Raw genomic sequence first — 19,523 nt, forward strand, 5'->3', positions numbered from 1 at the left:
TAGCCGGTCTTACGCGGCCGGCTAGGATGCGGCCGGCCAGGATGCGGTCGGCCAAGATCTACCACGAACGACTATCTTGACCTGCAACATTATTATCAATATCCAGCAGTCCCCTATCAATCGAGAGTGAATGGAACTTTTCTCTATTAAATAGATCAGAAATAATAACCAATACTTTTTTCACATTATTTGTCTTTACTGCAATTACAGAGATAGTCCATGAACCTGAACAATTCTGCTCCCGTATATCCAACAGATCCTCCACCCACTTACCAGGAAGCGATCGGCAAGAGTGATCATTCAATAGAAGATCTGGCAAAAAAATTTATTATCAACACTGAAACAATCTGTGAATCCAACCGACTGGATATTAAGCAGTGCCGAAAATCACTCTTTGCCAGAGTGATTAAGCAATTAAATGAACGCATCCCTGAACCTTTCATACTCCCAATTGAACTGAGCGTACTCACAAATCCAACCGATTATAACCGGTGGGATTGGGAACAGTGGCAACGCAATGTCAACCTTTATGGACGCGATAAAGGATATGAAGCCATTGAAGAAATTGGAGAAATGATCAGACCGGATGATACACGAAAGTTTCTGCTTGATTTTTTACCCAAAATTGTTCAAAAGCGTTTTGATCATGCTTCTATAGATTGTATTTTAAGTGATCGCCCTTTTGAGGCGGTGTCTGGCATATTCCGAGTCCACTGTATACCTGCGAAAGACTTTATTGTGGCAGCCATCTCGAAAGGACTGGTGGACGAAGGGCTTGCTAACAAGATATACGCTAAAGCCTGCAAGAATCCAGCAAGTTCATGCACACCCGGAGCATCGAATAGCCAGCTGCCAGACTACAGAGCTTCTTTCAGTGAACTTGAGGTCAATACAGCCCGTAAACTGGCGGGAGAGTTCTTCACAATGGCGACTGCCCAAGGCTATGAGACGCATGCCGATAGAATGCAACTAATGCGTCGGTTTACTTCCATTCTAAATGAAACTTACCAATGTGAAATCAGTGTCATGGGTATTAATCCTGAGCAATTCGGAAATAATCCCACCAGGGTAACGGAGTCAGATTGGTTAACCTGGCAAATGGCAGTCTATCAAGAAGATGGCGAATATTTCATGCCACGGGATGAAGAGATTATTGAAAAAATTGAATGGCTATTATCAGAAGACAGCGACCTTACTCCACAGGTGCTGTACACTGCTTTTAAGTCAAGCCCCGATATTCTTGATTTGAAATTTGACTTTGGTGAAGAAGACCTCAACAGTGGAAAAGATTTGCTGGAGTCTTCGCTCGCGATCTGTAGAACCCGCTGTCAACCAGTAACAAAAATCCTGACTGGCTTGATTAAGTTTGGCTGTTTAAGCAAAGAAACCATTGATGCGATTTATTCACTGGGTCTTAATAATTTAAGTAACGCAATTGATTGATTCAATATTGAATCCGGATATTCACTCCATAACACCGGCTTTCGCAAGCAGGCGTTCTCAGTATCTGTTCATAATCAATCCAGCTAATCATGCCACTCACCGATCAGCCGAAAGATATGGTAACCTGAACACTCATCAAACCTCCCGGTTACCAAACCTATGGCATCTCTGGATTACCTCAAGAAACTGACCTGCGATCGCCCTGAACCAAGAACCGATGCCCAGCCAAGGGATCTGATTACCGAGACCGAGAGTAACCGGGGTCGCATTATTCAGTCAGCTGCCTTACGGCGACTTCAGCAGAAAACCCAGGTCTACCCACTGGAAACCAATGCCGCCGTCCGCAGCCGCCTTACCCATTCACTGGAAGTCCAGCAAACCGGCCGTTACCTGGCCAGAACCATTCTGGATCGGTTAAAACACAATGGGGAGCTGGCAAAGCTGGGCCTGGAAGGCATCGAAACGGCCTTTACCAATCTGGTCGAAATGTCCTGCCTGCTACACGACGTGGGTAACCCACCTTTTGGCCATTTTGGCGAAGCCGCGTTTAGTCGCTGGATTCAGGATCATGGCGAAGCCTGTCATCAGAAGGCAATGGCAAGACAATCGGCTACCCATGGCCAAACCGGCCACTCAGAACTTTTCTATAACGTATTGCTACCCGATTTAGCAGTATTTGAAGGCAACGCCCAGGGTCTACGCATCATTCACAGCCTGCAGGCGCTCAACCTGACCTGGTCACAGCTGGCTGCCACCATCAAATACACCCGGTCACCGGATCAGAACAAGAGAGCCGGGTTTGAATACCGTCAGAAGAAGCCCGGCTTCTACTACTCAGAACATCGCCTGGTGCAAGACATCTGGAAACATCTTGATATACAAGAGCATTGTCGTTTTCCACTGGTCTACATCATGGAAGCAGCCGACGATATTTCCTACTGCATTGCCGACCTGGAAGATGCTATCGATAAGGGCATTCTGTCATTCAGGGGCCTGAGTTTCTGGCTGAAAGAAGTGTGGAGGGAGTTCACCGGCGAAAAGAGCCGATACCTGCCGGATATCATTAAAACCGCAGAACATGCTGCCAAGGATAACCCACAGAACTTTATTCGCCATTTACGCTCGCAACTGGTCCGCGACCTGGTCAGCTATGCCGCTAACCGATACCTGCAAAAACACACTGAAGTTTTTTTCGGCACGCTGGATGAGCCATTAATTGATGGTGGCTCAGACCAGCACCTGGCGCTGGAAACACTGAAAACGGTCGCCATACGCCATGTGTTCAGTAGTCAGGAAAAAGAAACGCCTGAACTTCGGGGGTATGCGGCGCTGATGGGCTTACTCGACATCTATCGGCCAATTCTTGAACTGCCCGGGGCCACATTTTCAAACCTGGAAAACCTTGATGACAGCGAACATTTTATCGAGCATCGACTCAATCACCGCTTGTCTCGAAAATACAAAGCCACTTACTTGCGGGCAGTGCATCAGATCCGCCAGGAAAAGCATTCTCCGGCTGAAGCGAACGATCTTGAATGGTATTTCCGGACCAGACTGATTCTGGACTATATGAGTGGCATGACTGACCACTTCGTACTTACTGAGTATCAGAGCCTATCGGCAATTTGAACCAGGATGTACGTTTAGGATTTCCTCCCTTGATGGTGCTCAACCACTGGGCACCTTCGCTCTCAAAGTATTTTCTGCAGGAGTTATAACCCATTTCATAAATAGACTTCAGCTGATCCGGCTTCACCATAAAAGCGCTGCAGTCCTCGATACCTTCTGGCGCCAATGACACCTCAGGCAAGTTGATATTGGCAAACTGCCGGGCAGAGCTGTAGATTTGGAATACTCTATCGAGCACATCAAATGTATTCGCGAAATGTTCACTGGGCCTGGACATGATCGGGGCAAGGTACATGCCGATATGGTGACGGCACAGGTCATGAATCAGGTCTGAAGGGTAGTTATTAATAATCCCGCCATCCGCATAGACGGTTCCCTGCCACTTAACCGGTGTGAACATTGCCGGGTATGCGGACGACGCCGTCAATGCATTAATCAATGAACCGCTATTAAATACCGTCTGTTGCGCTTTGTTCAAGTCCGTGGCCACCACATAAAGCGGCTTTTTCAATGACTCAAAGCTATCCTCAGGAAAATAGGGCTGAAAATTTTTCGCTATTTTGGCCGAATCAATCAATCCAAGGGCATTGAAAGACAGGTTTTTTAAACTGAACATTTTGGTAGAAACGAAGAAATCGAGAATCTCTTCCGGTGCATATCCGGCACTGTGCAGCGCACCCACCATCGCACCACCACTGGCACCGGAAATAATATCCGGCTCAACTCCCTGCTCTTTCAGATATTGCAGCAACCCAATATGAGCCATGCATTTTGCTCCACCTCCGGACAGGGTGAGACCTAAACGGTACGGTTTGCTCTTAAACAGCTCTGACGTAAAGATGCTCATTGATCAAAAACACTATCTTTGGAAAACAACATTTATTGAAAAAACCTAAAGCCGGAATGCCTTCGGAAAGTCTTTGCCAATGCCGACATTATGTCATGAGCCCGGCTCTGCACTAAAGTAAATCTCAATAGCGCCCGACCTGATCATAACGTCTTTACTATTACCACGCTCAATAATATCAAATGGAGGTAAGGAGATGACCGAAGTGCCTGAAACAGATCCATTCTATCTTCACGATACCAGGGTTCCCCGCTTTATCTACGGTACCGCCTGGAAAGAACAGGCTACCTCTGAGCTGACACTGAAAGCCCTGAATAACGGCTTTACGGCAATAGACACCGCCAACCAGCGCAAACATTATTTTGAAGAAGGGGTTGGGGAAGCATTGCAAAACTTTTATCAGACCAGCGGAAAAACCCGTGATGACTTGTTTTTACAGACTAAATTCACCTACCTCGAAGGACAGGACAACCGTCTACCTTATAGCCCCGGGGCTGAGACCAAAACCCAGGTAGAGCAATCCTTTCTTTCGTCTCTGGAGCATTTAAAAACGGACTACCTGGATGCTTACCTGCTGCATGGCCCCTCACAGATTCATGGACTCAGTGACCGGGACTTTGCCGTCTGGGAAGCCATGGAAAACTTCTACCGATCTGGCCAGGTCAAACTTCTGGGTGTCAGCAATGTCAATCACGACCAGCTGGAGTACCTGAGTCACCATGCAGCCATCAAACCCATGCTGGTGCAGAACCGTTGTTTTGCCAGCACCGGATGGGACGCCACTATACGGGAGCTATGCCATCGACATAACATTCATTACCAGGGGTTCTCTTTACTGACTGCCAACAGTCCGTTGTTCGAAAAGCCTGAATTTCAGGCCATTATGGCCAGAACCGGATTGACCGGACCACAGGTCATTTTTCAGGCCGCATTAAAAATGGGAATGATCGTATTAACAGGGACCAGCGATGCGCAACACATGCAACAAGACCTGAATTGTCTGCAGACGCCACTGACGGATGATGAAGTTGCTTTAATAGAGCAATTGATGGCTTGAAATACTATTTCCAGAGTTAAGCTACAGCTCTGACAACGACCTCTGCATTGCCAGCATACCGTACATCCATGCACACAAAAAAAAAGCCAGCATAATGCTGGCTAATAAAAAAAATCTGGTCGGGGTAGAGAGATTCGAACTCCCGACATCCTGCTCCCAAAGCAGGCGCGCTACCAGACTGCGCTATACCCCGTTAACTCACTGGAACAAACACTGCAAATATATGTTGTGCCGAACCAGTGATGGCGTATTATGCTCATTTTTCTAACGCCGTCAACAGCCAATTAAACGTTAGCGCAACAAACTTGCCCCGAACATGAGACATGGGTATCTATGGCTGCCAGCCATATTTATCGATGCTATTGAGTGCCAGGCCACCATCAACCTTGCCCTCCAGGCTGGCGTTCATGGAAAAATTAACCAGACGTCCCTGCACACCACCGGTCAGGAGCAACGACTGGTCCAGAAAGTCATAACCACCACCCAGCTCAGCCTGCCAGTCAATTTCCCCTCTGACACCTTTTAACAGCAACTTATCAAAACCGTCAGTGAAGTGGTAAGAAAGGGAAAGATCAACGCCGGTTACATCGCTGACGCTATCCACATCAACATTGCGAACGCCAATGATCGCCGAGGGTATCCACCCCTGTTTCACCGTCCAGCCCAGCCCGGCATAAACATGGTTATCATTTTGGGCTGCAGCAGCAGTACCGCTCAGCGATACTGTTGCCATCATTGCTGACATCAAGCCTTTTATTGTCCGGGACATTTGGCAACCCCCTTTATTTTCAGGCAATGTGTATTTGCTTATCCTCAGTTACCACTCTATCCAAATGGCAAAAATAAGCAATGCACCTTACTGAACGGCAAACAACAGGGTGCCTCCTTAGCAAAAGAAAACGCCCCACCTGAAAAAACAAAACTCAGTGATTATCGCTCATGGCCATCACCGGGCATTGGCCATCAGTGTCATTTGCAGCGGGCTGATAGTACTGACTCTCAAGCCAGTCCAATGCTTTCTGAAATGCAAGGTCGCCATAGTCTGAATAACTGAAACGACGAGTCTCGTGTATTCTGGAGCAATCAGGTTTTACCAGATGCGCCTGCCAGCCTGCCTGCCCATCTCTGAGTGAATATTTCTCAATTTTCAACATTGCGGATGATAGTTTCCGTTCTTTATTCTGACTGTACACGATCACTTTTGTTCGTATTGTTAAGGCTATCTACTTGGACAACCTAACGGTTAAGGGATGACATATTCATGACCGTCAATGGCCAATCAACCGCATAATTATTAAATAAATCATCAACATGCACATTGATACGTATCAATACTTAGCACCCTGTTTATCAATACCGTGTCGACCGCAATATGCACAAGCCTGACAAGGAACCTCTCTCCACCCTCTCTCTACCCCTCTCCACCCCTCTCCACCCCATCTCCCGAAAAAATTTTCCTACCCCTTCCTTAACATCATCATCGTGAACAGCGATGCGGTGACAAACATCAGGAGACTATAAACACTGGGACCAATGGACATGGTGGTACTGTCCAGAATGGTAACGGTCACCAGCAGAGCCAGTGTTCCATTCTGCAACCCCACCTCCAGACAGATGGTTCTGGCCTGCTGTTCATTATCCACCAGCCATTTGCCCACCAGATAGCCCATTAACATGGTCAGTACATTCAGAGCCAAGGCAGCAAAGCCTGTCTGCAGCAGATAAGTCAATACTTTCCCACCCAGTTCCAGAGCAATACTGATAATCATCAATGTCAGTATGCCAATGGACAGTTTGCTGACGTAGGGCTCTGCTTTTCCGGCAAAGCCCTGCCATTGCATGCGGATTCCCATACCGATCAATGTCGGAATAACGGTAATGGCCATCAACTTGACCCAGGTTATCAGCACCGGTAATTCAAACCGGGCGCTTTCGCCCGCGTAGTGGTCAATAGCCCAGTTACCCAGCAGAGGTATCGTAAAGGTGGTGATGAACCCGGCAATGGTCGTTAATGAAATGGACAGTCCGACATCAGCCTTAGCCAAAAGGCTGTAAAGATTGGACGTGGTTCCCCCGGGGCAAAGTGCCAGTATGAAAAGACCAATGGCCAGCTCGCCACTCAGTCCGGTCAGATCAATAATCAATATTGCGATAATAGGCAACAGCAGCATCTGACAGGTGATGCCCACCAGAAAAGCTCTGGGCTGCATAAACACCTGGGTAAAATCGTTAACGGTAAGGCTTAGTCCAACACCGATCATGATGAGAATGAGCGCAACAGGAAGGCCTATCCCGACGAGAGCCTGATACATGGATGAAATCCTTGTGCTTGTTTATTGTTATTTTTGTCCGATGATTTTGCAGAATTTACACCAACAACACAATCCAATAACACAATCCGATAACACAATCCGATAACACAATGTTGAGTTCACCTGACCAAGGGTTGATGACGTTTCACATAGGTATTGAAATCAGTCCGCAAGCACTATGATAGTTACTACGCTGCGATAATTCGTCAGTACGGAACCATTTCAACTTTTCTGATTCTAACGCGATGTCTGATCCGATAGAGATTTGCGTGCATGTTACCCATAACAAACTTTCCTGTTGGCAAGGCCTATGACGGACCGATTGAAATAAGCATTGAACAAGCCTCAGAGGATCAAGCCTGTAGCAGTGGAACAAATGGAATTATTGTCCACATGTACACTGAAGATCTTTACCTGCGATCTGTGCAAGCCTGTGATATCGATAACTATTGTGCCCTAATGGGTGATGAGGAGACGGTTAAAAATTACGCTTCAGGTAAACCAACCGAGAGGGCAGAGGTGGAAAAACGAGTAAACGACTGGGTAGCCAGATGGCAGTCAGGTAACCCCTTCAGTGCTTTGGCTGTTTTTAAAAAAACGCCAGATTCAACCTGTCAGGATGAACCTTTTATAGGGCACATTATTGCTGGTTCAGGGGAGTGTATGTGGTATGGAGAGCCGGGAAAATATGAGGGATATTCTGAAATGGCCGGGCTTGAGCATAAGCGTTATCGCAATGCAGGTTATGCCAGACAGGCTGCTGCTGCACTCATCAGCAAAGCTATACCAGAGTATCAACAAAAAGGCTATAGAGTGAACACCATTTTTTCTGAAGAAAGGATCTGTAAATTATTTCCTGCAAAAAAGACCTTTAAATTATTGCCCCTGAATTGGGTTACAGCCACAGCTGCTCCTGACAACAGTGCCTCTGTCAGACTATTAACCGGGCTGGGTTTCGAATGTAAAAATGTCATGGAAAATCTTAACAATCGTACTGGTGGCGTGCGGGCATTCTTTGCTTTGAAAGTATAAATAATAAAAAATTAGGCTCTTGTAGGATTTCAGACTGCTACTGGGTTGAACATTGCTGAAGCCCTTTATCTACAAAGGTTGTCAGCATATTGTCCGGTAATGTTGCTCAATCCTTGTTTTTCGTGACCTACAGTCAGTTTTCACTGTAGAGCAGTTCGTAATCAAAATAGAGCCAAAAATTAATGCTTCGGATACCCGGTAATGTCCCGAATGGATTTATAGAGCGGCTGCATACGTTTGTAGATTTTTTTATATACCTCGTTGTACAAACGGTCATACAGCTGCATGGTTGGCAAGTCCGACTCAAACACATCGCCAACCCGGGTCATTTTAGCACTGGCTTCGCTGTAGTCGTTGTGAATGCCAAGGCCAACACAGCAGTTGATGGCGGCTCCAAGGCCGGATGCTTCGGAGGTGTGTGGTCGCTCTGCCGCCATACCAAAAATATTTGCCGTCAATTGCATCGCAGCATCGCTTTGGGAGCCGCCGCCAGAGACTCGTAACCGGGTAATTGGTGTGCCACTGCGTTTTTCGATCAGCTCTTTACCGGAACGCAATTCATAAGCCAGCCCTTCCAGAATCGCCCGATAAATATGTGCCCGCTTATGCACATCACCAAAGCCGATAAAAGCGCCTTTGCCTTCCGGCCCGGGTTGACGTACGCCGGGTGACCAGTAAGGCTGCATCATCAAACCCATGGAGCCCGGTGGCACCTGATTGAGCAGGGTATCGAACAATTGTTCCGGTTCTATACCCAGCTCCTTCGCCTTCCGCTGCTCAACCTGGGCCAGTTCATTTTTAAACCAGCTCACCATCCAGAAACCACGATAAATCATCACTTCGGTGTTGTAACGTTTTGGCATCGCTGCTGTGTAGGGTGGAATAAAAGGTATGGTTTCAAGGTAGCGGGATGTTGTGGTACTGATGGTGGCGGTGGTGCCAAAACTCAAGCAGCCAATATGGGGGGCAATGCCGCCAGCACCCAGTACTTCACAGGCTTTGTCCGATGAGGCTGCAATCATCGGTAAACCCGGAGGCAGACCGGTATGCTCTGCAGCTTCAGCGGTAATATGGCCTAACAACGCTCCGGGTTGTACCAGTTCCGGCAACATAGGTCGTCTGACGGCCAACAGCTGCCATTTCAGGTCATGCTGGCCAGCCCATTGCTGGCGGCGATAGTCATAGGGCAGGTAACCAGCCACTGCACCGCAGGCGTCTCTCATTTCGCCAGTCAGTTGATAGGTCAGGTAACCGGATAAATTGACGTAATAACGCGTTTTCTGCCAGATATCCGGTTGATGCTGCATAATCCAGTTATCACGGGCTTTGGCCCGCAGATTGTCGATAAGACTGGCCAGGCCTATGGTCTTGATCAACAGCCCCCGGACGCCACCAACCGGCTTTTCTGGCTCGGCTTTACGCTGATCCATCCAGACAATGGCCGGTCTCAACGGCTTTTTATCTTCATCCAGGTTAATCATGGTGTAGCGCTGCGTCGTCAGTGCCACGCCTTTGATCTGTCCGGGCGTTACCATGCCCCGGGTCCATAACGCTTTGCAGGCTTGCCCAAGCTGCTGCCAATAGTAGTCAGGATGTTGTTCTGCCCAGCCGGGGTGTTGTGAAAAATAGGCCTCCAGCTCAACTTTGCTTTTGGCGATCTCATTACCGGCGCTGTCAAACACTAAGGCACGAATGCTCTGTGTGCCATTGTCGATGGCCAGCACATAGTCTGAATTACTCACTAGGCACTCACTTCTTGATTCTTATTGTCGAGTATCCGCGTTATTGCATTATTTCGGGATGCTGTAAAAGGTATTCCAGATGGACTGATAACGGGCAACTTCCTGTTGCCACTTCTGCTCGCTCCAACCCAGTTCTTCACGGCAGATGGCCTCGATTCTGTCGGCAAAAATCAGGCCGCCCTGCTCCAGCAGTAACCCCAGCCGGGTCCGACGCAGCAGGAGGTCATCCAGATGTACAACGGCTTCATTTCCGGCCGACCAGCGCAACTCTGCCCACAGGGCCCGGGCACCGGGAATCACATCCTGTTCTCCGGGCCGGATCTGTGCCAGCAAATGATCAGCGTCCATACCGTAATGGCCCCGGATGCGTTTCTGTAAATAGTCCGGCAGCTTTTTAAACAGCCCACTGGCAGGCTCATATTGAGTAAACATATCTGCGCCGGTATCACTGAAATCAACGCCGGGCAGATACGCTTCAGCAGCCTTTAATACATCCAGGGCAATTAACCGGAAGGTGGTCAGCTTGCCGCCACTGACGGTCACCAGTCCGTTATCGTTCCAGATGCTGTGGTCACGTTTTTCTTTCGACGGGTTCAGTGCCCCTGAGCTGACCAGCGGGCGTACACCTGCCCAGGAAGCAATAATATCCTGTTCGGTTAACCCGGCTTTCGGGAACTGGAAGCAAACGGCTTTCATCAGGTATTCCAGTTCTTCACGGGTCATGGCCACTTCATGATTACCGATAGTGCCGTTGTCCAGATCGGTTGTTCCGACAACGGTTCGGCCTTCCCAGGGGAAAATAAAAACGGGTCGTTGATCATCCGGGTGCATTACGGTGTATGCCTGGGCCACAGGCAGTCGCCAACCGGGCACGACAATATGGCTGCCACGGGCAGGGCGAATACGCTGCTCTGAGGTCATCTCACCCCGAAGTTCATCCCCCCAGGCGCCTGTGGCATTAATCACTACTTTTGCTTTAACCGGGATCACCTGGCCGGTTTCTGCATCCTTCAGTTCAGCACCTGTCACTCGACCATGGTTTTTAATCAGAGCATCGACACCGACATAATTCATTACCGTAGCACCCTCTTTCCGGGCCTCCCGCAACACCCGGATAACCAGACGTGAGTCATCGGTAATGGCGTCGGCAAACTGGGTGGCACCGAGCAGGTTGTGATCATTAATGAGAGGGCTCAGGTTTGCAATGTCGTGTGATTGATGAACCTTGCGGTAACGCTTACCGGCAAAAAAATCATAAATACGCAGCAGAAGATTAAAGACCAGCGGCCCGGGAAATGCCCCCTTGTAATGAGCCATCAGATACCCCATCGGATCAACCAGCCCGGGAGCTTCTCGCATCAGGCGTTCCCGTTCGGAGACTGAGTGCATCGTGGTTTTGATATCGCCGGAAGCGATATAGCGAAGACCGCCATGAACCATTTTTGATGACCGGCTGGACGTTCCCCAGGCAAAATCCTGACGCTCGACCAGCAGCACCTTCAAGCCCCGGCGTGCTGCTTCGCGGGCAATACCCGCACCGGTGATGCCGCCGCCGGCCACAACGACATCCCATTCCACGTCCGGATTGTTTGTTAATGCTTGCAGTAACGGTTTCCGGTTGCCTGCCTGCCAGGATTGTTGCCACATAGGTTGGATGCCTGATTGATTCAATGGAGTGACCAGTTATTCGTTGTCCCGGAGTAATACGCCGGGGTTCAGGCGTTTGTCCGGGTCAAACTCATGCACCAGGGCGTCAATCATCCGCATCCCCAGCTTTCCTTTTTCTGCCGCCATATAAGGGGCATGATCACGACCGGTGCCGTGTTGGTGTGAAATAGTGGCATAGCCCTGGGCAATCACTTCAGAGGTTTTTATCTTCAGCTTTTTCCAGCGTTCCAGAGTGGCTTGGTAACTGCCAGCACACCGAAAAAAACAGGTGGTATAGATACTCGATCCCTGACCATAGATATGGGAAAGGTGGGTAAACACCATGACCTGTTCACCTTCGTCTTTTAAGGCATTTTCCAGGCTCGTTTCCATCTGGTGCATTAAGTCATCCACATTTCCCCAGTCGGTAGCGGTTTCCAGCGTATCAACCGCGATGCCCCGGGACCAGAGGGATTCGCGCAGATAGGGAAACTTGAACCGGCCATGGGCCCAGATGGTACCCATGATGTTGGCCAGTGGACCGCCAACGCCGCCATACTGTTTCAGAATCTTTCCCAACTGTTTCAGGGCCACTTTATTTTGGTATTCAGAGCCGGTAACAGCGAAGGTCAGCATGCATCGATTGTCGTCCAGTCCGCGAAACCGAAGATAACCATCCAGCAGTTTGAACTGTGTCAGCGAGGTGCCAAGGTGAGCGTGGGCTCGCGCCTCTTTCGCGTTGCTGACACGCATCATGGACAGCGGGACCTTCTGCTGGACAACTTCCCGGGCGGCGGCTTTGCCTGCCTGCCAGTCGGGCATAAAGCAGACCATAAACTTCTCCTCTTCTGCTACACGTTGTACGCGTACCTTTACTTCCGTCAAGATCCCCAGGCGACCTTCAGTGCCCATGGTGAGTTCTCGAATGTCCGGCCCTGCAGAAGAGGCGGGAATTGACGGAATATCCAGAGTGCCCTGAAGGGTTTCCATACGACCACCGGCAAACATCTGCTCAATGCGGCCGTAGCGAAGTGACTGTTGACCTGAAGATCGGGAGGCGATCCAGCCACCGATGGTGGACAGTTCCCAGGACTGGGGATAGTGCCCAAGGGTATAACCCCGTGCCTGTAACTGTGCTTCAATCTGTGGTCCGGGAGTTCCTGCACCAAAGGTGGCAATCTGGCTCTCTTCATTCAGATCCATCAACTGGTTCATGTGCCCCATATCGATGGTTAAAATGGCTTTTGCACTTGCCTGAGGTGTGATATGTCCGGCAACGGATGTCCCGCCGCCATAGGGAATCACAATAAAGTCGTGTTGGACCGCCAACGCAAGCAGTTCACGAACCTGTGTACTGGTTTCCGGATAAGCGACACCGTCAGGGAAAACCCCAAAGTCACCACTGCGCATGGCCAGCCAGTCAGGGAAGCTCTGGCCACGGGCATGGCGGACACGGTCTTCTGCTGAAGTCACAATCAGTGGATGTCGGGGCAGGCATGATGCCGGTACTTTTGCCAGAACACTTTCAAGGTTGGCATCTTTCAAGGGCGTCGGTTCGCCGAGAATACGGTCAATCAATGCACCTCCATGGTCGGATACTTCCTTAACGTAACGCTCATCACCCCAGCCATTCCAACGGCGCATGGTCTACCTCGATTCTTTTTCTACTTCTAATGCCAATATAACCGCTGTGGAGAGCCAGAGAAAGGCTATTCAGTATTTTCGACAGTTAAGTCATGAATCAGTGGCTTCAAGAAAGGCAGGGAGGAATTGGAATTGATCACCGTTGCTCTCACTGAGCTTATTGGTGAGTTGGAAAATGCATTGATCCTGACCCGGTATCTGACGGAGAGCATCGGCGAGCAAAGCCCTGGTCGGCATATCAAGCCCGGGCTGCATGGTGTCCAAAATGGCAAGGCTGCATAGGCGAATAACCGCTTTCAGTGCCCGAGTCTGGCCTCCGCATAAACTGGTAATGCACCTTGTCTCATCGGTAATGATGTGACTAAGACACTTTGCATAGATATGCGGCTCAATCTCTTTAGCCATAGGTTGCGCAATTTTTTTTGTCATCTCTGGCGCATCCTGTGGCGCATCTTGTGGCGCATTATCCGTTGACTCGGTTTTTTGCGTAATATCTATGGCGAATAGAATATTTTGAGGCCGTGGTATTCCATCTTTGAGGTAGAGGATGCTGGCTGTAGTGAAATGATCGGGTGAATGAAGTTGCAGGTTCTCAGTTTTCAAGACCTTTGCTTGCGGGTATGGATGCTTGCTGACTGCTTGCATCATCCATTTAACCGCCCGGTCCTTAGCGGCTTCCAGTGAAATGAAGTGGGGAACTGAAAGGTCGATATCCCTGGGCTCCAGGGACAGTTTAATTAACTCTTCACTTATCCCGTCCGGCATGGTTTCCGGTGTTATATGGGTTAATGCATCCTCACCCCAGAGGTATTTGACGTGCATATGAAAGGCCATACTACCTATGAATATCACTGGTTCAGGCTGGTGTTTGACAGCATCAGTAATCTCACTCCGAAAATGTGTGCGAAGTTGCAATATTTCAGGAGGCACATGGTAAGGCCTGTGTCCCATGGCCAGGCTTTGTATGAATGATAAGGCGCTTGAACAGGCGGCTGCAGGGCCTGCTGGTTGATTGGCAGTTTCATTTCTTTTTGCTTCAGTCGTTGCTGTGGCCAGTGCCGCCTCTTGCCTTGTCGCTTTGCTATCCACCATCAGCTGGTCAGAAAGGTTTTTGGGTTTCTTGTGTTTCTTTCTTTTTTTCTTGCTGCTATGTGCCGTTTCACTCAATAAATTCAGAGCTTTAAAGTTGAGCGGAAACTGGTGGATATCGGCATCAGAGAGCGGGGAAGTCTGCTGTTCAAGATCACCATGGTTGTCTTTTTCGTGTTTGTATAAAGCCTGCAGAGTTCGGCCGGTCCATGTTTTACATTTGTCTACGGGACAATGTTTGATGAAAATCTCTCTGGCTTCATGTTTTTCAAAAAACCTTTCTTCATAGGAGTAAGTAAATAGACATCTTTTGCTATTCTCTGGTTTCAATTGTTGGGTTGCCTTATCCAGTTCAAGGCATGATCGACAAAACGTCTCTTCCGGGTTTTTCACTTTTTCTTTACTGATCAAAATACGCAAGTCGTGACAGTTCTTACAAGATCGGTGACCGCAGGGTATCAGTTGAACTGCGGAACGCAGAACCCCGTTACAAAACGTACAAATATGATGTTTTCGTTCAATAACCAAAGCATTCGTCAGCTCTGAATCAATAATACTGACAGGGTAACCACCAAAATATTGAGACGATCTGCTCCTTGCTTCTTTTCGTTTACTTGCGCTCTTGCCAGTATTGTGCTCCCCGAAATAGGGCAGCCTTAATGACATATCTGTCGTGCTCTTTGGGAACATGAATAATTACTTAAATTGTTAATATATTGAATTCCATTGATTTTTATCACCATCCACCACTCGTTAGAGTTGTTCAAAGGTACAAAGGTTCAATTTTAACTTTTGATAATTAACAGTGGGGACTATTGGCCGATGACTTTTTAGAATCAAAACACAGAGTCAAGCAATGAACGAGCTGATAGCCACACTCCAGGCAATCCTTCCCTCCACCTGGCGAATTCTGTTTTTCAGTGGCCTGACCTTTGCCCTGATTATGGCGCTGATACCGGGCAAATGGGATCCCACTCGCTTTATCAATGATAAGGTGAAGCATGCGCTCACCTTTATGGTGCTTTTTTTGCTGATTGACCTGGCGTTTCCAGCAGCAGGTACGATCGGGTGGAAAGCGACGGGGCTGATGGCCTTTGGGGTGTTTATCGAACTTTGTCAGCAGCTGACTCGTTACCACCGTTTCAGTATTGGCGATATTGTGGCCAATGGTGTTGGTATCGGGCTTTATATATTGATTAGTCTTGGCATTGGCTTATTGCCAGGGTCTGAAGGTTACTGAAGAGGATCGCTTTTTGGGTACGATGATCACCGGGAGCTTTCTGTACTTCTTTCTGGTCTGGTTTCTGGTCTGGTTTCTGGTCTGGCCAAGCGGGCCTGCAGATTGGTCAACCGGCGATTCGACTTGCGAGTTCGAGCGGCCATGCCCACCGCCTTGGGCTGTCCCACCAGCACTACCATCTTTTTGCCCCTGGTAACACCCGTGTAGAGCAGATTGCGTTCCAGCAAAGTATAGTGCTGCATGGCCATGGGAATCACCACACACGGGTATTCCGAGCCCTGGCTTTTGTGGATGGTAGTAGCGTAGGCCAGCGACACTTCGTCCAGCTCACTGACCGGGTAAAGGATCTCCCGATCGTCGAACTCAATCACCAGTTCGCCCTCTTCAATGTCGATGGTTTTTACCCGGCCAATATCACCGTTGAACACCTCCTTGTCGTAGTTATTGACGGTTTGAATCACCTTGTCACCCGGCGCATAGGTCCAGCCATACCGGGTAACCCGGGGGTGAGCATCGGGATTCAGGACTTCCTGCAGGGCCACATTCAGGCTGCGGGCACCCAGTCCGCCCCGGTTCATCGGGGCCAGCACCTGGATATCATTGACCGGATCAAAACCGAACGTCTCCGGCAACCGACGGGTGACCACCAACATCAACTTGGCAAACAGCGCCTCGGGCTCTTCCGCCGTTAAATAGAAGAAGTCCGTCTCCTCCCCTTTCTTCGTCACTGTGGGCGCCTGTCCACGGTTAATGGCGTGGGAGCCGGTAATAATCTGTGAGGTTGCCGCCTGCCGGAAGATTTCCGTCAATCGTGCCACTGGCACCCTGCCGGACTTAATCAAATCACTGAGTACCGACCCGGGCCCTACCGAGGGCAATTGATCCACATCACCCACCAGCAATACCGCTGCACAATCCGGCACTGCCCGCAGCAGCTGATTCATCAGCACCACATCCACCATGGAGCACTCATCCACCACCAGCAGATCGGTTGCCAGAGGGTTCTCGGCATTGCGTTTGAAATCAAAAGCGGATGGGTCAAAATCCAGCAACCGGTGAATGGTAGTGGCAGCCTGCCCTGTCGATTCAGACAATCGCTTGGCCGCACGCCCCGTTGGCGCACACAGCGTCACCTCAACCTGCTTGGCCCGGATTATCTTCAGAATGCTATTCACCACCGTCGTCTTACCCACACCAGGGCCACCGGTAATGATGCAGAACTTATTCAGAACCGCCAGCTCAATCGCCCTTTTCTGGGAATTGGACAGTCGAATTTTGTTCTTCTCCTCCACCCAGGGAATGGCCTTGTCCATGGCAATGCCAGACCAGCAGGAACGCCCTTGAAGCAGGCGGATCACATGGTTGGCAACACCCTGCTCGGCACGATAGAGCGGGGTCAGAAACAGGCAGGGCACCTCATCAATGTGCTCAGGTGTCAGCCGCTCCTCATCAATCTCGCATTGGATCGCTTCCTTAATGGTGGCTTCCGGTATGTCCAGCAACGTGACTGCATCGCTCACCAGCGCCTCGAACGGACGGGCGCAATGTCCTTCCCCGGAGCACTCCTGCAACACATGGCGCACCCCGGCCTGAGCCCGAATTAACGACACACGATCGATCCCCAGTTGCATGGCCAGGTTATCCGCCGTTTTAAAGCCAATCCCGTGGATATCCAGTGCCAGCCGGTACGGGTTTTCCTGCACTTTTGCCACGGACTCATCGCCGTAAGTCTTATAAATACGCACCGCCCGGGCTGTACCAACACCATGAGATTGCAGAAACACCATAATCTCCCGAATCACCTTCTGCTCCGACCAGGCCGAGGTAATCTTCTCCCGCCGCTTCCTGCCGATGCCCTCCAGCTCCATCAGCCGCTCCGGGTTCTCCTCAATAATATCGAACACCTGTTCACCAAAGGCTTTCACCAGCCGTTTGGCAAAATGCGGGCCAATGCCCTTCACCATGCCAGAGCCCAGATACTTTTCGATTCCTTCCAGGGTATTGGGTGTTATGGTTTTGATCTGCTTGACCTTGAACTGCACCCCATGCTTATGATCGTTAAACCAGATGCCGGTGGCATCGACAAACTCACCGGGTGTCACCGACGGCGTATTGCCGGTCATGGTCACCAACTCACGCTGCCCCTTGCACTTGACCCGAATCACAAAAAAACCACTGGCTTCGCTGTGGAAGGTAACCCGCTCGACCGATCCCTGCAGATGGACCAGTGGCTGATGGTCAGTGTAGCGTTGATAATGAGAGGCAGTTTCCATTAATAAGCTGTCGTTTATTAGCCAGAAAATAAGAAAGCAACAAAAAGGGCAGAAAGCAGAAGCCAATAGCAGCATATTACCAAAGCTGATTTATTCAAACGACAAAGATTCAATCTCATGTTTTTTCACGGTATCGACGAAGCAAAAGAGTATCCCGGCAAAGAAATAGCAGAGCATGTGGAATGGATGCCATCCAGCGCCTACGATGAAATGATCAAACCATCGAGTAAAACCGGAGGAATGAATCATGATCCAGGCTTACGCAGCCACATCAGCCGGTACTGCTTTGCAGCCCTTTGAATACGATCCTGGCGAGCTGGCCCCGGATGAAGTCGAGATAGACGTCCATGGTTGTGGAATATGCCACAGCGATTTATCCGTGTGGCGAAATGAATGGGGAATCAGTACTTTTCCTTTTGTGGGTGGCCATGAAGTCGCAGGAACCATTTCCGCTCGAGGTGAACAAGTGGCTCATCTGAACATAGGCGACAGGGTCGGACTGGGTTGGCACAGCGGGTACTGCAACCACTGCTTTCAATGTTTGAGTGGCGACCATAATCTTTGCACTCAATCCACCGCTTCCATCATCGATCATTTTGGCGGCTTTGCTAATAAAGTCAGAGCTCAACAAACCAGTGTCATCCAAATCCCCAACGCTCTGGCGCTTGGTGAAGTTGGCCCGCTCCTGTGTGGTGGCATCACCGTATTTAATCCACTGGTTCAATTTAATATCAAACCAACTGCGCATATCGGCGTGATAGGTATAGGTGGCCTGGGCCATCTGGCGTTGCAATTTGCCAGCGCCTGGGGCTGTGAAGTGACGGCATTGACCAGCGAAGCCAAAATGGATGAGGCCCGCCACATGGGGGCGCACCACTGCATTAATTCCAGAGATCCCGGTGCCATTCAGACCATGGCAGGAACATTCGATCTGGTCATGTCCACCGTTAACGTTGAGATGGACTGGAATGAGGTTATCGCAACACTGAAACCAAAGGGACGCCTACATATTCTTGGCGCAGTCACCGCGCCATTTACTGTCTCCATCATGCCTTTTATTTTTCATCAGCTCTTCTTGTCGGGTTCACCCGTCGGATCACCTGCGACCTTGAGTGCAATGATGGAGTTTGCTGCCAGACATCACATCCTGCCAGTGACTGAACATTTTGATTTGGCCAGGATCAATGACGCGTTTGAACATTTAGAGAGTGGTAAGGCCAGATATCGTATCGTATTGGATGTTAATCAATCGCTGAAATGATATCGAGTGAACGCTGAGCTGGATGGTATATCCATTGAAACCACTTCGCAGGTCAAGCCTGACTTTTCCTGATCGCTCACGACCGCCTCGCAGAATAATAGCAGCCTTGTGAGATAGTTAAAGCAAGCTTCCAATAGCGGACTTCAGTGGATCTACCATCACCTCATCGCTTTCATGTTTTTCAAACTCAGTTTCTTGATAATCCCAATTTAGTACTTTGATACGAAAATGATCAAAGCTCCAACCCCGTTTCTTTATTCTTTAGAGATAATAGAAATAAAAAAATATGTAAGTAAAGAACTGAACT

Annotated in this window: 15 protein-coding genes and 1 tRNA gene; 6 read left to right on the plus strand and 10 right to left on the minus strand. The window is 49.4% G+C overall.

Annotated elements, in window-relative coordinates; all coding sequences use genetic code 11:
* Window positions 1–219: 219 nt before the first annotated feature.
* A complete protein-coding gene (locus MJO57_RS22055; RefSeq protein ID WP_252018770.1) occupies window positions 220–1,443 on the plus strand; it encodes a hypothetical protein in 1,224 nt (407 codons plus the stop codon).
* Window positions 1,444–1,602: 159 nt separating this feature from the next.
* Window positions 1,603–3,072, plus strand: coding sequence for a dGTPase (gene dgt, locus MJO57_RS22060; RefSeq protein ID WP_252018771.1), 1,470 nt, complete (start codon window positions 1,603–1,605; stop codon window positions 3,070–3,072).
* Here dgt and MJO57_RS22065 read toward each other — a convergent pair.
* Window positions 3,041–3,919 (minus strand): patatin-like phospholipase family protein, encoded by an 879-nt coding sequence (locus tag MJO57_RS22065; protein ID WP_256491847.1) that lies wholly within the window; start codon window positions 3,917–3,919, stop codon window positions 3,041–3,043. The two genes, dgt and MJO57_RS22065, sit on opposite strands and share 32 nt — an antisense overlap.
* A 196-nt stretch (window positions 3,920–4,115) precedes the next feature.
* Between MJO57_RS22065 and MJO57_RS22070 the strand changes: the two genes are divergently transcribed.
* Window positions 4,116–4,976, plus strand: a complete 861-nt coding sequence (locus tag MJO57_RS22070; protein ID WP_252018773.1) for an aldo/keto reductase — start codon at window positions 4,116–4,118, stop codon at window positions 4,974–4,976.
* Window positions 4,977–5,092: 116 nt separating this feature from the next.
* On the opposite strand, the gene MJO57_RS22075 is transcribed toward MJO57_RS22070, so the two are convergent.
* The 4 genes from MJO57_RS22075 to MJO57_RS22090 all read right to left on the minus strand — a co-directional run bounded on the left by MJO57_RS22075 (window position 5,093) and on the right by MJO57_RS22090 (window position 7,288).
* A tRNA-Pro gene (locus MJO57_RS22075) sits at window positions 5,093–5,169 on the minus strand.
* 138 nt (window positions 5,170–5,307) lie between these two features.
* On the minus strand, window positions 5,308–5,745 hold the full coding sequence (locus tag MJO57_RS22080; protein ID WP_252018774.1) for a hypothetical protein: 438 nt from the start codon (window positions 5,743–5,745) through the stop codon (window positions 5,308–5,310).
* A 154-nt stretch (window positions 5,746–5,899) separates the two neighbouring features.
* Window positions 5,900–6,130, minus strand: coding sequence for a hypothetical protein (locus MJO57_RS22085; protein WP_252018775.1), 231 nt, complete (start codon window positions 6,128–6,130; stop codon window positions 5,900–5,902).
* Between the two features lie 303 nt (window positions 6,131–6,433).
* Window positions 6,434–7,288, minus strand: coding sequence for a bile acid:sodium symporter family protein (locus MJO57_RS22090; RefSeq protein ID WP_252018776.1), 855 nt, complete (start codon window positions 7,286–7,288; stop codon window positions 6,434–6,436).
* Window positions 7,289–7,561: 273 nt separating this feature from the next.
* On the opposite strand from MJO57_RS22090, the gene MJO57_RS22095 reads away from it, so the two are divergent.
* Complete coding sequence (locus tag MJO57_RS22095; RefSeq protein ID WP_252018777.1) at window positions 7,562–8,320, plus strand: GNAT family N-acetyltransferase; 759 nt, start codon at window positions 7,562–7,564, stop codon at window positions 8,318–8,320.
* 179 nt (window positions 8,321–8,499) lie between these two features.
* On the opposite strand, the gene MJO57_RS22100 is transcribed toward MJO57_RS22095, so the two are convergent.
* The 4 genes from MJO57_RS22100 to MJO57_RS22115 all read right to left on the minus strand — a co-directional run bounded on the left by MJO57_RS22100 (window position 8,500) and on the right by MJO57_RS22115 (window position 15,108).
* Window positions 8,500–10,062: an FGGY-family carbohydrate kinase gene (locus MJO57_RS22100; RefSeq protein ID WP_252018778.1), complete on the minus strand. Its 1,563-nt coding sequence runs from the start codon at window positions 10,060–10,062 to the stop codon at window positions 8,500–8,502.
* A 48-nt stretch (window positions 10,063–10,110) separates the two neighbouring features.
* Window positions 10,111–11,709 (minus strand): glycerol-3-phosphate dehydrogenase/oxidase, encoded by a 1,599-nt coding sequence (locus MJO57_RS22105; RefSeq protein WP_252018780.1) that lies wholly within the window; start codon window positions 11,707–11,709, stop codon window positions 10,111–10,113.
* Window positions 11,710–11,745: 36 nt separating this feature from the next.
* Window positions 11,746–13,353, minus strand: a complete 1,608-nt coding sequence (locus tag MJO57_RS22110; protein WP_252018782.1) for an FAD-binding oxidoreductase — start codon at window positions 13,351–13,353, stop codon at window positions 11,746–11,748.
* A 90-nt stretch (window positions 13,354–13,443) separates the two neighbouring features.
* Window positions 13,444–15,108 carry a hypothetical protein gene (locus MJO57_RS22115; RefSeq protein WP_252018784.1) on the minus strand — a complete coding sequence of 555 codons (1,665 nt, stop codon included), beginning with the start codon at window positions 15,106–15,108 and terminating at the stop codon, window positions 13,444–13,446.
* Window positions 15,109–15,298: 190 nt separating this feature from the next.
* On the opposite strand from MJO57_RS22115, the gene MJO57_RS22120 reads away from it, so the two are divergent.
* The gene (locus tag MJO57_RS22120) at window positions 15,299–15,682 is read left to right on the plus strand and encodes a hypothetical protein (RefSeq protein WP_252018786.1); all 384 of its coding nucleotides are present in this window, start codon (window positions 15,299–15,301) and stop codon (window positions 15,680–15,682) included.
* A gap of 26 nt (window positions 15,683–15,708) precedes the next feature.
* On the opposite strand, the gene MJO57_RS22125 is transcribed toward MJO57_RS22120, so the two are convergent.
* Window positions 15,709–17,955: an ATP-dependent RecD-like DNA helicase gene (locus MJO57_RS22125; protein ID WP_252018787.1), complete on the minus strand. Its 2,247-nt coding sequence runs from the start codon at window positions 17,953–17,955 to the stop codon at window positions 15,709–15,711.
* Window positions 17,956–18,202: 247 nt separating this feature from the next.
* Between MJO57_RS22125 and MJO57_RS22130 the strand changes: the two genes are divergently transcribed.
* Complete coding sequence (locus MJO57_RS22130; protein ID WP_252018789.1) at window positions 18,203–19,216, plus strand: NAD(P)-dependent alcohol dehydrogenase; 1,014 nt, start codon at window positions 18,203–18,205, stop codon at window positions 19,214–19,216.
* Window positions 19,217–19,523: the final 307 nt, after the last annotated feature.

This window comes from Endozoicomonas sp. SCSIO W0465 (genome assembly GCF_023716865.1).
Taxonomy (GTDB): Bacteria; Pseudomonadota; Gammaproteobacteria; order Pseudomonadales; family Endozoicomonadaceae; genus Endozoicomonas.